The organism is Lamprobacter modestohalophilus (assembly GCF_016583905.1).
GTDB lineage: Bacteria > Pseudomonadota > Gammaproteobacteria > Chromatiales > Chromatiaceae > Lamprobacter > Lamprobacter modestohalophilus.
Map to the genome: position 1 here is coordinate 1 of NZ_NRRY01000026.1, position 14,712 is coordinate 14,712.

At 63.8% G+C, this 14,712-nt stretch carries 9 protein-coding genes; 6 read left to right on the top strand and 3 right to left on the bottom strand.

Features of this window, described 5'->3' with window-relative positions; all coding sequences use genetic code 11:
• Positions 1-21: 21 nt before the first annotated feature.
• The 3 genes from CKO42_RS15145 to CKO42_RS15155 all read left to right on the top strand — a co-directional run bounded on the left by CKO42_RS15145 (position 22) and on the right by CKO42_RS15155 (position 4,066).
• Positions 22-2,427, top strand: coding sequence for a sucrose synthase (locus CKO42_RS15145; protein WP_200245778.1), 2,406 nt, complete (start codon positions 22-24; stop codon positions 2,425-2,427).
• A gap of 103 nt (positions 2,428-2,530) precedes the next feature.
• Entirely contained in the window at positions 2,531-3,457 is a 927-nt protein-coding gene (locus CKO42_RS15150) for a Uma2 family endonuclease (RefSeq protein ID WP_200245780.1), read from the top strand.
• A gap of 66 nt (positions 3,458-3,523) precedes the next feature.
• A complete protein-coding gene (locus CKO42_RS15155; RefSeq protein WP_200245782.1) occupies positions 3,524-4,066 on the top strand; it encodes a hypothetical protein in 543 nt (180 codons plus the stop codon).
• Positions 4,067-4,270: 204 nt separating this feature from the next.
• Here CKO42_RS15155 and tsaA read toward each other — a convergent pair whose 3' ends face one another.
• The gene (tsaA, locus tag CKO42_RS15160) at positions 4,271-4,993 is read right to left on the bottom strand and encodes a tRNA (N6-threonylcarbamoyladenosine(37)-N6)-methyltransferase TrmO (protein WP_200245788.1); all 723 of its coding nucleotides are present in this window, start codon (positions 4,991-4,993) and stop codon (positions 4,271-4,273) included.
• A 171-nt stretch (positions 4,994-5,164) separates the two neighbouring features.
• On the opposite strand from tsaA, the gene purL reads away from it, so the two are divergent.
• On the top strand, positions 5,165-9,448 hold the full coding sequence (gene purL / locus CKO42_RS15165; RefSeq protein WP_200245790.1) for a phosphoribosylformylglycinamidine synthase: 4,284 nt from the start codon (positions 5,165-5,167) through the stop codon (positions 9,446-9,448).
• 3 nt (positions 9,449-9,451) lie between these two features.
• Here the strand turns inward: purL and nifA are convergent, their stop codons facing one another.
• On the bottom strand, positions 9,452-11,080 hold the full coding sequence (gene nifA / locus CKO42_RS15170; RefSeq protein ID WP_338034929.1) for a nif-specific transcriptional activator NifA: 1,629 nt from the start codon (positions 11,078-11,080) through the stop codon (positions 9,452-9,454).
• An 85-nt stretch (positions 11,081-11,165) separates the two neighbouring features.
• Positions 11,166-12,917 carry a nitrogen fixation negative regulator NifL gene (gene nifL / locus CKO42_RS15175; RefSeq protein ID WP_242479419.1) on the bottom strand — a complete coding sequence of 584 codons (1,752 nt, stop codon included), beginning with the start codon at positions 12,915-12,917 and terminating at the stop codon, positions 11,166-11,168.
• Between the two features lie 544 nt (positions 12,918-13,461).
• On the opposite strand from nifL, the gene rsxA reads away from it, so the two are divergent.
• Together rsxA and CKO42_RS15185 are read left to right on the top strand one after the other, a co-directional pair.
• Positions 13,462-14,037, top strand: a complete 576-nt coding sequence (gene rsxA, locus CKO42_RS15180; RefSeq protein WP_200245794.1) for an electron transport complex subunit RsxA — start codon at positions 13,462-13,464, stop codon at positions 14,035-14,037.
• A gap of 123 nt (positions 14,038-14,160) precedes the next feature.
• On the top strand, positions 14,161-14,688 hold the full coding sequence (locus CKO42_RS15185) for an RnfABCDGE type electron transport complex subunit B (RefSeq protein ID WP_200245802.1): 528 nt from the start codon (positions 14,161-14,163) through the stop codon (positions 14,686-14,688).
• The last annotated feature ends 24 nt before the right edge of the window (positions 14,689-14,712 follow it).

The following is a 14,712-nucleotide window of genomic DNA, read 5'->3' on the forward strand; positions in this document are numbered from 1 at the left end:
GGGGGGGCTAGGGAGATGCCGATGCAAGCAGAGGTCCCCAATGCCCGCATCCCAGCGCTCGCCGCTTTTCTCGCCGAGAATCGCAGCAAGGCGCATCGGGTGATGCATCATCTGATCGGGCTGCAGCGCCCGTTCCTGCTGCAGAGCGATCTACAAGATGCGCTCGAGCAGTTGTGCCTCGACGATGACCAGATCGCGGACACTGCGCTAGCGCGCGCTCTGTTGCAGGCACAGGAGGCTGCGATCAATGCCTCTTGGGTCTATCTGGCGCTGCGCCGCCGGGTCGCGAAGTGGGATTACCTCCGTATCCATCTCGAGACCATGGACCTGAACGAGGTCACGGTCTCTGAGTTTCTACGCTTCAAGGAGCATCTGGCCACCGGTGGCAACGATGATCCATTCGGGCTGGAGATCGATCTGCGGCCGTTCTACCGCGAGCAGCAGACACTGAGCGAAGAGGGCTCGATTGGGCGTGGGGTCGAGTTCCTCAACCGACGTCTCTCGAGCCGCCTGTTCGATGAGCTGGGTAAGGGCGATCAGCGTCTCCTCGGCTTTCTGCGCATGCACAGCTACCGCGGCCATCAGCTGATGCTGAACGATGCCATCAGTAGCGTCGCCGAGCTGCGCAACGCCTTGCGCCAGGCGATGATCCCGCTGCGCCGTCGGCCGAGTCATACACCCTATGCTGAACTCTCAGCGGACCTGCGTGGGTTCGGCTTCGAGGCCGGCTGGGGCCATGACGCCGCGCGCATCCGCGAGACCATGGGGCTCTTGCTCGACATCCTCGAGGCGCCCTCGCCGCAGTCGCTCGAGAGCTTCCTGAGCCGGGTGCCGATGATCTTTTCGATCGCGATCGTCTCGCCCCATGGCTGGTTTGGCCAATCGAACGTGCTCGGGCGGCCAGACACCGGTGGCCAGGTCGTCTACATCCTGGATCAGGTGCGCGCGCTCGAGCGCGAGATGCATCAGCGGCTGGCCGAGCAGGGGATCGATATCGAGCCGCGCGTGGTGGTGCTGACCCGACTCATCCCCGAGTCTGAGGGCACCATGTGCAATGAGCGCCTCGAGCCGATTGCCGGGACTCGCAATGCGGTGATCCTGCGCGTGCCGTTCCGCAATGCCGCGGGTGAGGTGTTGCCGCACTGGGTCTCGCGCTTCCGCATCTGGCCCTACCTAGAGGGCTATGCACTCGATGCCGAGCGTGAGCTCTTGGCCGAGTTGGGCGGTCGGCCGGATCTGATCATCGGCAACTATTCCGATGGCAACCTAGTCGCCTCGCTGCTCTCTCAGCGATTGGGCGTCAGCCAATGCAACATCGCCCATGCGCTGGAGAAGACCAAATACCTGCTCTCGGACCTGTACTGGCGCGACAACGAGGAGCGTTATCATTTCTCGGCCCAGTTCACCGCTGATCTCATCGCGATCAACAGCGCCGACTTCGTCATTACCAGCACCTATCAGGAGATCGCCGGCACCGACGACAGCGTCGGTCAGTACGAGAGCTACACCAGCTTCACCATGCCGGGGCTGTATCGGGTGGTCTCCGGTGTCGATGTCTATGATCCCAAGTTCAACATCGTCTCGCCGGGTGCGGATGAAGACATCTATTTTCCCTACACCGATGGCGAGCGGCGATTGATCCATCTGCAGGATGAGATCGCGGATCTCATCTACGGAGGCCCGCGTGAGGGGGAATCACGCGGCCAGTTGGCCGATCATGAGCGGCCGCTGCTGTTTACCATGGCGCGCTTGGACCGAATCAAGAACATCACCGGCCTGGTGGACTGGTTTGGCAATAGCCCGGAGCTGCGCGAGCAGGCAAATCTGGTGGTGGTCGGTGGTCATGTCGATCCAGGCCGATCGGGTGATGACGAGGAGCGCGAACAGATCGAGGCGATGCATTACCTGTTCGACCATCATGGGCTCGATGGCCAGGTGCGCTGGCTTGGGATTCATCTCGAGAAGCCGCTCGCTGGCGAGCTTTATCGCAGCATCGCCGATCGCCGCGGTCTCTTTGTGCAGCCGGCGCTGTTCGAGGCCTTTGGGCTGACGGTGATCGAGGCCATGAGCTGTGGGCTGCCGGTGTTCGCGACCCGTTATGGCGGTCCGCTCGAGATCATCGAGGATGGAGTCTCAGGTTTTCATATCGACCCGAACCACGGCGAGGCCTCGGCGACGCTGATCGCCGACTTCTTGCGCCGCTGCGCTGAGGACGGCGATCAGTGGTTGGCGTTGTCCGACGGTGCCCTAGCGCGCGTCGAGGAGCGTTACACCTGGCGCCGTTATGCCGAGCGCATGATGACGCTGTCGCGGGTCTATGGCTTTTGGAAATATGTCAGCAACCTGGAGCGCACCGAGACGACTCGCTATCTGGAGATGTTCTACGGCTTGCAATATCGGCCGTTGGCGCGCTCAATCGCTCAGTGATCATGCCCCAACTGCCATGCAAGCGTTGCTCAATCACTTCAGTAGCAGGTCAGTAGCCGGTCAGTAGCCGGCTATGCTGGCCTGCATCCATAGGAGCCCCATGATGTCGCCCCGCGCATTTGCCGAGCATCCGCGGCCCGCCGCCCCCCTAGAGGGCGATGCCGAACGCCAACCGCTCATCGACCCGCCAGCAGGCACCCGCGTCAGCGAAGCCGACTACTGGGCCCAGTACTATGAACACGAAAACGGCTACGAATGGAATAACGGCGTACTGGAGGTCAAGCCGGTGTCCGATGCCCTCACCACCTGGATCTACCAATGGTTGCTCGGGCTGTTTCGGCTCTACCTCGACAGCCACCACAACGCCCGCCTGACCTGCCTGGAATTCGGTTTTCGCCTCAGCCTGCCGAACAAGGTCGCCATCCGCAAGCCCGACCTCGGCCTGGTGCTCGACAGCAATCCTCAGCCGCTCGCGGACCTGGACCGCTCCTACCAAGGCACCTTCGACCTCTGCGTCGAAGCCCTCTCCGACAGCAGCCCAGCCGAGATTCAGCGCGACACCGAGCAAAAGCACGACGAATATCAAGCCGCCGGCGTGCCCGAGTACTACATCATCCACCATGACCCGCGCTGGCAATTGTTCTATCGGCGCAACGCCTTCGGTCTCTACGAGCCCATCCCCCGCGAAGCCGGCCTCATCCGCTCAGCGATCCTGCCCGGCTTTCGCTTTCGGCTCGAGGATCTCAGTCGCCAGCCGAGCCCAGAGGCGATGCTCGAGGACCCAGTCTACGCGCCCTTCGTGCTGCCGAACTGGCAGCGGGATCGCCAGGCGCGCGCACAGGCCGAGCAAGCGCACCAGCAGGCCGAGCAAGCGCTTCAGCAGGCCGAGCAGCGAGCCACGACGGCCGAACGGCTCGCCGACCAGGAACGTCGTGAGAAAGCTCATGAACGCGCGGAAAAAGAACGTGAACGCGCCGAAAAAGAGGCACTGCTCGTCGAGCTGGCCCGACTTCGTGGTCAGCTGAGATAACCGGCGCTCGAATCCGCCGAGCGTTGTCCCTGATGATCGAGGATGATCTTTGTGTTGGAGGCATTGATGAACGAAACCGATCTTAGTCTGTCGTGGCGCACGCTTTCCTGCCTGCGCCCGGCTGTTCCTGCCTGTCCACTAGCGCCCGCGCTTGCGGCCTGCTTGTTGGGTTTGATGGCGCCCGTGGCGGCATTGTGGGCCGCTGACGGCTTTGAGCCGGAGCGGCTGGATCTGATCTGTGTCGAGCAGCCGATGCGCGCGGTGAGCTTTGGTGCGCCAGGCGAGCTGAGCTACGGCGAGCAGGAACCTAAGGAGTCTGACCCGGTTGATGTGCTGGTCACTAAGAGCAGGCCGGGTGAAGATTTCACCTATGACTTTGCCGTCATCGAGAGCAGCGCTGCCTATCTTCAGAACGAGGAGGCGATCTGGATGACCGGTAAGCAGATCGAGGCCCAACAGGGGCGCTTCAAGATCAATCTTTCCAACCTGATGATGACCCTGACCGAGACCGATCCGGACGGCAGCGCACGCTTCCGCCGCTTTGAGTGCGAGCAGCGCATCACAGGCAACGACGGCACCGATCAGGACGACTCGAACAAGAATCGCTGAGATCGCTGAGATCGCTGAGACGAAGGCAGCTGAGACAAAGATCGTCCAAACAAGCTCGTCCAAACAAGATCGACCCAAACAAGCCAGGCCGGGCTGATGGTGCCCGCGTTCCGGATCGAGACCTTCGGTCGTCATGTCGCCTTGTTGCTTGATCGCTTCGATGTCTGCGGCCTTGAGGGCCGGGGGCGTAGACACCGGCTCACATCAACCCGAGCTCGTCAGCGGGGTGATGCGAGTCACTCGCGCACAGTCGCCTTCGAGTCGCCATTGGATCTCCAGCGCGTAGAGCTGCAATACGAACTCACGCCGATCGGGATAGCGATCCATGTAGCCGGGGCGCGGGTCTTGTGCGATGACTTGCTCGATCAGCTCATGCAGGCGGAGCCGGTCTTGGGGATCCTGCTCGGCGATGGCCACGACTGCATGAGCGCTGAAGCGGACGACAAAGCGCGGTTCGGGCCGCGCCTGGGCGAAGCCGCCTTGAGCCTCTGGGATGGCATCGGCATAGGGCACATAAGGCTTGATATCGAGGATTGGCGTGCCATCGAGCAGATCAGCACCGGCAACTTTGAGCATCAGCCGCTTACCTTTTCGCTCAAGCCCGTGCTGGGCGACGGCTGAGATTCCAATCGGGTTCGGCCGATAGGGCGAGCGGCTGGCGAAGACGCCGACCTTGGTCTGGGCGCCGAGCCGTGGCGGACGCACCGTTGGACTCCAGTTCGCCTCAAGGCAATCGGCGTGGAAGATGAATACCAGCCAGACGTGGGAAAAGCCCTCAAGCGCCTGAAAGGCCTCTTCGCGATCATAGGGCGGCAGCAGCTCAATCTGCGCCTCGGCAGCGGTGACCAGCCTCGGCTGCCGCGGGATGCCGAATTTATCGGTGTAGGCTGAGCGGCAGATGCCGATTGGCTCGAACTCGAAACGCATGATTTTCGTTGTCTCATAAAGGACGATGGAAGCTGCGCTAGCCTATCGGAAACGGATCTGTAGATCCTGGCTTGGGCTCAGGTTCTCAACGCCTCGCCCAGACTCATTGCTCTAGGCTCGCGTATCATCTAGCCGTTGATTCCCGCGATCCCTGTTTTGGAGCTCGTTCTGATGCGCATACTGCGCGGCGCGCCCGCCTTGTCCGATTTTCGTCTGTCCAAGCTCAAGGCGCGTTTGCGCGCGGCTGGGCTACCTGAGTGCCGCTTGGCGGCTGAGTTTGTCCACTTCGTCGATCTGACGCGGACGCTCGAAGCCGATGAGGAGGCGGTGCTGACGCGGCTGCTTCGCTACGGACCGGCGGCTGAGGCTGCGCTGGGTCTTGCTGCCGAGTCGTCTTCCGCGATCGCTCAGGGCGACTTGGCTGGCGGCGGACAGCCGTTGGCTGAGGACGCATCCCGATCCGGTGGTGAGAGTTCACCCGCAGAAGGCAGCCTGCTGCTGGTTGTGCCGCGCCCCGGGACGATCTCGCCCTGGTCATCGAAGGCCACCGATATCGCTCAGCATTGTGGGCTGAACGCGGTCCGCCGGCTTGAGCGCGGCACGGCCTATCGTCTTCGGCCGATCTCTATGGATACCCATCTCGATGCCGATGCCGATCTCGACGCCAATGTCGATGTCGCGATCGATACGCTGGACGAGGCCGCGCTCGCGAGGGCTGCAGCGCTGCTCCACGACCGCATGACCGAGATCGTGCTGCGCGATCCGACCGAGGCCGAGTGTCTGTTCGCCCAAGCCGAGCCGCGGCCGCTTGCTCAGGTTGCGCTGCTGGCCGAGGGCCGATTGGCACTGGATCGGGCCAACAGTGAGCTTGGCCTCGCGCTCTCCGCCGATGAGATCGATTACCTGGCCGAGCGTTTTACCGCACTGGGACGCGATCCCACCGATGTCGAGCTGATGATGTTCGCGCAGGCCAACTCCGAGCATTGCCGGCACAAGATCTTCAATGCCGATTGGATCATCGACGGCGAGCCGCAGCCGCAGTCGCTGTTCGCGATGATCCGTAACACCACCGCCTGCTCGCCCGATCGTGTGCGCTCGGCCTACAAAGACAATGCGGCCGTGGTCACCGGCTGGACCGGAAAGCGCTTCGCCGCTGCCGCTGAGGACCATCGCTATCGACGCAGCGATGAGCCACTGCACATCCTATTCAAGGTCGAGACCCATAATCATCCAACCGCGATCGCCCCTGATCCCGGCGCGGCGACTGGCTCCGGCGGCGAGATCCGCGACGAAGGCGCGACCGGCCGCGGCGCGAAACCCAAGGCCGGCCTCTGTGGCTTTTCGGTCTCGAATCTGCGCATCCCCGGCGCCGAGCAGCCCTGGGAGCAGGACTGGGGTAAGCCGGCGCGGATCTGCTCGGCGCTTGAGATCATGCGCGACGGACCGATCGGCGCTGCCGCCTTCAACAACGAGTTCGGCCGCCCCAATCTGACCGGCTACTTCCGCAGCTTCGAGCAGCAGGTGCCACGGCCGGGTGGCGGTCTTGAGCTACGCGGCTATCACAAGCCGATCATGCTCGCCGGTGGTGTTGGCAGCCTGCGCGAGACCCATGTCGAGAAGGCCGGGTTCCCGGCGGGCGTGCCGCTGGTGGTGCTTGGCGGGCCGGCGATGCTGATCGGGCTCGGCGGTGGCGCGGCCTCGAGCATGACCAGCGGCGCCAGTGCCGAGGATCTGGACTTCGCCTCGGTTCAGCGTGCCAACCCGGAGATGCAGCGTCGCTGTCAAGAGGTGATCGACCGCTGTAATGAGTGCGGCGAGGCGAGCCCGATCCTGTTCATCCATGATGTCGGCGCCGGTGGCTTGTCGAATGCGCTGCCAGAATTGGTCCATGACGGCGGACGTGGCGGGCGCTTCGAGCTGCGCCGGGTGCCGAACGCCGACCCCGGCATGTCGCCGATGGAGATCTGGTGCAACGAGGCGCAGGAGCGCTATGTGCTGGCCATCGATCCGGCGCGGCTGGCCGAGTTCGAGGCGATCTGCGCGCGCGAGCGCTGCCCCTATGCGCTGGTTGGCGAGGCGACTGATGACGAGCAGCTGATCCTGAAGGACAGCCAGTTTGGCACAGTCCCCATCGAGATGCCGCTGTCGTTGCTGCTCGGCAAGCCGCCGCAGATGCTGCGCGATGTCCGCTCGGTCGAGGCCGTTGGCGACTCGCTTGATCTGGCGGCGATCGATCTGGCCGACGCGGTTGGCCGCGTGCTGCGGTTGCCGACCGTGGCCGCGAAGGGCTTCCTGATCACCATCGGCGATCGCAGCGTCGGCGGCCTGGTCAACCGCGATCAGATGGTCGGTCCCTGGCAGGTGCCGGTGGCCGATTGCGCGGTGACCTTGACCGATTTTGATGGCTTCAGCGGCGAGGCGATGGCGGTTGGTGAGCGTGCGCCAATCGCGCTGCTCGATGCCCCGGCGTCCGGGCGGATGGCGGTTGGCGAGGCGATCACCAACATCGCTGGCGCCAACATTCAGGGTGTCGAACAGCTGAGCCTCTCGGCGAACTGGATGGCCGCGGCCGGGCATCCCGGTGAGGACGCGCGTCTGTATGAGACCGTGCGCGCGGTTGGGCTTGAGCTGTGTCCAGCGCTGGGGATCGCGATTCCGGTGGGCAAGGACTCGATGAGCATGAAGACGGTCTGGGAGCGGCCGGTATCTCCAGTCGCTTCAGCCGACCGGTCTGTCGCAGAAAGTGCTGTCGTTGCTGCGAACCTAAGCGGTGAAGGAGATCCTGCTGTTGCGAAGGGTGCGAAGGCTGCGAATGGCTCGAAAGAGACGGCTGGCATTGCTGGCAGCGATGGCTGCACAGAGCCTGTCGAGATGGCCGCACCGCTCTCGCTTGTCGTCTCGGCGGTGGCGCCGGTGCGCGATCTGCGCCGCTGTGCGACGCCTTGGCTGCGACTCGATCGCGGTGAGACGGTGCTGGTGCTGGTCGATCTCGGGCGTGGGCAGGATCGTCTCGGCGGCTCGGCGCTGGCGCAGGTCTACGGGCGCATCGGCGCGGTGCCGCCCGATCTGGATGATCCGGCGCTGCTCAAGGCCTTCTTCTCTGCGATGCAGGCGCTGAAGGACGACGGTCTGCTGCTCGCCTATCATGATCGCTCCGATGGCGGCCTGCTCGCGACCCTCTGCGAGATGGCCTTTGCCGGGCGCTGCGGGGTCGACTGCGATCTCGGGATGCTGCCGGTGTTCAACCAAAGGGGCGCCGTTGATGGCGAGGACGAGGTTGATGGCAGCGCGAGGCAAGCACCACGAGGCGGTCGGCGTGATCCGATCGCGGCCTTGTTCGCTGAAGAGCTCGGTGCCGTCCTGCAGGTTCCCGCAGCCGAGATGGCGGCGGTCTTGGATCGACTGTACAGCCATGGACTCGGCGCCTGCAGCCATCCGCTCGGCCAGCCAAGCAGCGATGGGCTGATCCGCATCCGCCAGCGTGAACGACTGTTGTTCGAGGCAACCCACGCCGAGCTGCAGCAGGCCTGGTCCGAGACCAGCTGGCAGATGCAGCGCCTACGCGACAACCCCAACTGCGCCGATGAGGAATTTGCGCGAATCAGTGCCGATGAGCCGGGCCTGAGCGCCGCGCTGCCCTTCGATCCCGCCGAGGATATCGCCGCGCCGCTGATTGCGACTGGCGCCCGGCCTCGACTCGCGGTGTTGCGCGAGCAGGGCGTCAACGGTCAGATCGAGATGGCCGCTGCCTTCGACCGCGCCGGTTTCGACTGCATCGATGTGCACATGTCCGACCTGCTCGAGGGGCGTCTCGGGCTCGACGGCTTTCAGGGGCTGGCTGCTTGCGGTGGCTTCAGCTACGGCGACGTGCTCGGTGCGGGTGAGGGCTGGGCCAAAACTATCCTGTTCAACCCCCGCGCACGCGAGCAGTTCGAGGCCTTCTTTGCCCGTGCTGACAGCTTCGCGCTCGGTGTCTGTAACGGCTGCCAGATGCTCGCCAATCTGCGCGAGCTGATCCCCGGTACTGAGCACTGGCCGCATTTCGTGCGCAACCGCTCGGAGCAGTTCGAGGCGCGGTTGCTGATGGTCGAGGTGAGGCCCTCGCCATCGATCCTGCTGCAGGGGATGCAGGGTGCGAGGCTGCCGATCGTCGTCTCGCACGGCGAGGGTCGAGCTGAGTTCCGTGATACGGCACAGCAGCAGACCGCCGGCCCGATGACAGCGCTACGCTACATCGAGGCCGATGGCACAGCGGCCATCCGCTACCCGGCTAACCCGAATGGCTCGCCGGAGGGCATCACGGGCCTCTGCAACAGCGATGGGCGTGTCACCATCATGATGCCGCACCCGGAGCGCATCTTCCGGACCGTACAGCAGTCCTGGCATCCTGATGATTGGGGCGAAGACAGCCCCTGGATGCGGCTGTTTCGGAATGCGCGTGTTTGGGTAGGCTAAGCGTCAAAACTGCTTGACTTTGATATTCATCGTCTGAATCCGATAGGCGATCTGGCGCGGGGTCATGTTGAGTAGGCGCGCGGCCTTGGCCTGGACCCAGCCGGCTTGCTCGAGGGCGGCGATCACCCGCTCGCGCTCGTCGACGTCCGGATCGTCGAAGTCGATCGCGTCGTCTGTGGCACCGGCGCTAGAGCTTGCGCCCAAACCGGCCGCTGAGGAAAACGCCGCGCGCGGTTCCGGCAAGTTGCCGACATCGAGCCCGGTCAGGTCGATCACATCGCGGTCGATGATGCCGCATTCGCTCATCACCGCTGCACGCTCCATGCAGTTCTCGAGCTCGCGCACGTTGCCGGGCCAGTCGTAGCGCATCAGCACGCGCAGCGCGCTGTCGGTGATGGTGAGTTCGCGGCCCTGCTGCTTGGCGACCTTAGCGACCAGGAACTGGGCCAGCTCGGGCACGTCTTCGATGCGCTCGCGCAGTGCTGGCATCACGATCGGCATCACGTTGAGCCGGTAATAGAGGTCTTCGCGGAACTCGCCGGCCTTGACCTCTTGCTCCAGGTTGCGGTTGGTGGCGGCGATCACGCGCACATCGACCTTCATGGTGCGGCTGCCGCCGACGCGCTCGAACTCGCCCTCTTGCAACACGCGCAGCAGCTTGGCCTGGAAGGCCGGGCTGATCTCGCCGATCTCATCCAGGAACAGGGTGCCGCCGTCGGCCTGCTCGAAGCGGCCCTTGCGCAGGTTCACCGCGCCGGTGAAGGCGCCTTTTTCATGGCCGAACAGCTCGGATTCGAGCAGATTGTCGGGCAGCGCTGCACAGTTGAGTTTGACGAAGGTGCTCTGTGCGCGCGGTGAATTGTAATGGATGGCGTTGGCGATCAGCTCCTTACCGGTGCCGGATTCGCCACGCACCAAGACCGTGGTGTTCCATTTCGCGACCTGACGCACCTGCTCGAAGACGATGCGCATGCGCTGGGTGTGGCCGATGATGCTGTCGAAGCCATGGGTGCCTTTGACGTGACGCCGCAGGGCATCGCGCTCCTCGCGCAGCGCTCGCCGCTCGGCCTCGACCGAGCGTGCCAGCAGCACCGCCTGGCCGATGAGATTGGCGACCATCTCGGTGAAACGCGCGCGCTGCTGCAAGTGTTCATCGCGCACGGGTGGCTGGATGGCGAACACGCCTGCGGCGGGGCCATCGCCGATGCGGATCGGGACGCCGATGAAGGGCAGGTCACGGTTGAACATACCGAGCTTATCGAGAAAGCGCGGCTCATCGCTGACCCGCTCTAGCAGCCATTCTTGATTGGTCTCAAGGATGTGCCCGATGACCCCCTCGCCGCGGCGATAGCGCACCTTCTCGAACGGGGCGGCGTCGTCATCGTGCAGGGCGCTGATCAGCAGGTCGCCGGACTCTTCGTCGAGCAGGCTGACCATGCCCAGGCACAGACGCTCGCGCTCGTGCAATGTTTGCAGCACCGCGCGCAGCGTTTCGCGCAGTTGGAGTGAGCGACTCAGAATGCGGCTGACATCGAACAAGGCGGCGAGCTGCGCCTCAAGCAGATCGGCGCGTCGCGTATCCGTTCGCGAATCCGTTCGCGAATCCGTTCGCGTATCCGTTCGCGTATCCACTCGCATCTCTGTTCGCGTATCCGTTCCCGTTTCGGGGCGTGGCGATTCTGGTAGGTCCTTGTCGTACATTGGCACGGGGTCTAAGTCAGTCACGGGGCAGGGCGTTGGTTAAGGTCACCAGGATGCGGCAACCGTCGTTGTATTCCGGGTCGATCTCGATGCTGCCACCATGCTGGTTGGCAAGCTCCTGAGCGAGTGGCAGTCCCATGCCGGCACGGCCGCGACGGTTTCGCCAGCCGATATAGAAGGGCTCAAAGGCCTTGTAGCGATCGCCACTCGGAAAGCCGGGGCCGCTGTCCTGGATGCAGACCTCGACCGCGTCATCAAGCGCGCGGGTGCTGATATGCAGCTCGCGCTGGCTGCGCCCGGCTTCGCCTGTCGCTTGCAGCGCATTGTCGATCAGGTTCTTGAACAGCGAGCGCAGCTCGGTCTGGCGCGCGGTAATCTCAGGCAGGACATGCGCTGGACGCCAGTCGACGGTGACGCCGGCGGCGAGCAGCGCATCGGTCTCTAGGGCAAGCACGTGCCGCACCAGTTCGTTGACATTGACACTGACACAGGCCTCGGCGATCGCGTCCGGGAGCGCCGCTTGCAGTGTTTTCAGCGCCTGCTCGCTGGTCTCGGTGATCTGCGCCAGGGTCGGCGCGAAGCCCTCGAGGGTGCCGGCGCCATTGGCGAACATGGCGCTCGCCGCGCGCAGCAGGTTGAGCGGGGTCTGAATCTGGTAGCTCGCGGCGGCCAGCGCCTCGCGCATGCCTTGCGCCAGTCGTTGCTCGGCAATGCGCGCGCGCAGATGCTCTAGATGAGCGCGCTCGATTTCGCGATGGCGGGCGGTGACATCAGTGGCGAGCAGTAACAGACGGGCGTCGCCGCGATTGCCGCGACCGAAATAGCTGCGGGCGCTGCCGTCCTGTTCGCTGATGCGGGTGCCGGAGCAAGAGAACCAACGCGGACCGAGGCCGCCGGGCACCTCGAGGCTGACCTCGACGTTCTTGAAGTCTTCGCCATCGCCGGTGGCGGGGACGGTGCGCTCGATGGGGTCGAAACCAGCCTGCTGACGCAGCGCGGCACGGATCAACGGCAAGGGCTCGCGCCCGCGCAGGTCGCCGAACAGTTTTTTGTACTCCATGTTGTCGAGGATGATCTCGCCCTCGGCGTCGAGCAGCACCATCACCGTTGGCGCGGCGTCGAGCACATTCTCGATACGTGTCTTCTGCTGCCGAAGTGCGGTCGCGAGCTCATGTTCGCGCGTCACGTCGCGATGCATGCCGAGGAAATAGGCAATCTCGCCGCTGCTATCGAGGACCGGGGAGATGACCAGCTCGGCGAGGTATTCATCGCCCCCTTTACGCTGGTTCACCAGGGTTCCGGTCCAGGTTTTTTTGCGCTGGATGGTGCGCCAGAGCTGACGATAGATGCTGTCTGGCGTTGCGTTGCTGGACAGGATCGACTGGTTCTTGCCCAACAGTTCGTCGCGCAGATAGCCGCTGAGATGCTCGAACGCGGCGTTCGCGTAGAGGATGCTGGCGGTTGGATCGGTGATCGAGATCGCCACGGGTGCTTGTTCGACGGTCTCGAAATAGAGGCGCGGCGGTAATGGCTCGGAGGCGTTCCCTGCCATCAGTCGCAACGCGGTCAGCACCTCGGGCGGGGTGTCATCGGGTGGCTCGCGTAGGAATGCCGAGATGGCATTCTGCATGAGGGGCTGCGCGTTCTTCTTCAGACCGGCGCTGGCAGATGCGTTGAACGCGTGCGCTGGCGACTGACGCGGCGAGGTCGCACCCGGACTTGGATGCTGCGAAACTGGTGCGCTGCTCTCCGGGGATGATCGAGCCATGGGTGTCTCCTCTATCGTGACCTAATCTTTTTTCGTGACGAGTCATTGCTGTGTCATCAGCGCGGGCCATCAGCGCGGGCCATCAGCCTGTGCCATCAGCGCGGGTCGGGGCGTTGAGCCCTGACGTTGGCACTGTATTAAGCAGATATCATGCCGGCCCCAAGCTTGCACCATCCTGGCCGACACTGTCATGCCTCTATCAGGCTCCGGCTCTTGGCGCTGTCGGGATGTTTGACCGACAGGAAACGCAGATAGCCTTGTCGGTTTTACGACAATTTACTGTGGCCCAGCATGCTGGCTGTGTCGTCCGCGACAGCTGACCCGCGTGCTCGACGGCTGAGCACAGTCCACCTCGAGCCAGTCCAGCGTGGCCGAAGACCCCCGGTCTGATGAGGATTTCGGCTTAGGTCAGGGGTCGCTCACTCCGCTTTTCGCGCGGGCTGCGCAGCGCTGGCATTCAGTTTGCTAGATGCACCCAGTCTCGATTGCGCGCCGCCCCGGCTGTGCGTTGACTGCCCTCGCTGGAGAGCCCTGCTGAAGCCCCATGACTGAGTCTTTGATGTTGATCCTCGCGACCGCGCTGGTGAACAACGTGGTGCTCGTCAAATTCCTTGGCCTTTGCCCATTCATGGGGGTGTCTGGGAAGCTTGATACCGCACTTGGTATGGGTTTGGCGACGACCTTTGTGCTGACCCTGGCCGCGGCGGCCAGTTGGCTGTTGGAGCATTGGCTGCTGGCGCCGCTGGAGATCGGATTTTTGCGCATCCTGACCTTCATTCTCGTCATCGCTGCAGTGGTGCAGTTCACCGAGATGATGGTGCGCAAGGTCTCGCCGATGCTGTATCAAGTGCTTGGCATCTTCCTGCCGTTGATCACGACCAATTGCGCGGTCTTGGGCGTGGCCTTGCTGAACGTCCAGGAGCAGCACAGCTTTGTCGAGAGCCTGCTCTACGGATTTGGCTCGGCGCTCGGTTTCACCTTGGTGATGGTGCTGTTTGCCGGGCTACGCGAGCGCCTGGCACTGGCGCAGGTGCCGGCGACCTTCGCCGGGGCGCCGATTGCCTTCATCGTTGCCGGGCTGCTGTCGCTGGCCTTTATGGGTTTCGCGGGGCTGGCGTGAGGATGGTCGTTGCAGCTGATCGCCGGATGGAGACAGCCGGCAACCCTTTAGCCCCGCGCGCGAGCCGATTCCAGCGCTAACTTCAGTGCGAACCTCAGCGCTCACTTTGGAGCCTTCGACATCATGGTTTTTGCGATCCTGAGCTTGACCACACTTGGCCTCGGGCTGGGCGCGCTGCTCGGCGTTGCGGCGCGCTTCTTGAAGGTTGAGGAGAGTCCGCTGGTGGCCGAGATCGAGGCACTGTTGCCCGGCTCTCAATGTGGCCAATGTGGCTTTCCAGGCTGTGCACCAGCGGCAGCGGCGATCGCGGAGGGCAAGGCGCCAGTGACCCTCTGTCCGCCTGGAGGGCGAGCCTTGGCGCAGGCCTTGGCGCAGCGCCTCGGGGTGAGCATTGATCTTAGCGCGGTTGCCGAGCAGGCGCCGAAGGTAGCCTTTGTCCACGAGCGGCTCTGTGTCGGCTGCACCAAGTGCTTCAAGCGCTGCCCGACCGATGCCATCGTCGGCGCTAAGGATCAGATCCATGCCGTGTTCGAGGACGCCTGCATCGGCTGTGGCGATTGCGCCGAGGACTGCCCGACCGAGTGCATCGAGATGCGCAGCCCAACTCAGACCCCATCGAATTGGATCTGGCCGCAGCCGGTGGCGGCCTGACCCATCGATATGAAGCTTGATCCG

Excerpts from the sequence above, each read along its gene's own strand:
- tsaA (WP_200245788.1), bottom strand. The coding sequence starts at position 4,993 with ATGCGTTTCGAGTTCGAGCCAATCGGCATCTGCCGCTCAGCCTACACC.
- CKO42_RS15185 (WP_200245802.1), top strand. The coding sequence starts at position 14,161 with ATGGTTTTTGCGATCCTGAGCTTGACCACACTTGGCCTCGGGCTGGGC.
- CKO42_RS15155 (WP_200245782.1), top strand. The coding sequence starts at position 3,524 with ATGAACGAAACCGATCTTAGTCTGTCGTGGCGCACGCTTTCCTGCCTG.
- CKO42_RS15150 (WP_200245780.1), top strand. The coding sequence starts at position 2,531 with ATGTCGCCCCGCGCATTTGCCGAGCATCCGCGGCCCGCCGCCCCCCTA.
- rsxA (WP_200245794.1), top strand. The coding sequence starts at position 13,462 with ATGACTGAGTCTTTGATGTTGATCCTCGCGACCGCGCTGGTGAACAAC.
- nifL (WP_242479419.1), bottom strand. The coding sequence starts at position 12,917 with ATGGCTCGATCATCCCCGGAGAGCAGCGCACCAGTTTCGCAGCATCCA.
- purL (WP_200245790.1), top strand. The coding sequence starts at position 5,165 with ATGCGCATACTGCGCGGCGCGCCCGCCTTGTCCGATTTTCGTCTGTCC.
- CKO42_RS15145 (WP_200245778.1), top strand. The coding sequence starts at position 22 with ATGCAAGCAGAGGTCCCCAATGCCCGCATCCCAGCGCTCGCCGCTTTT.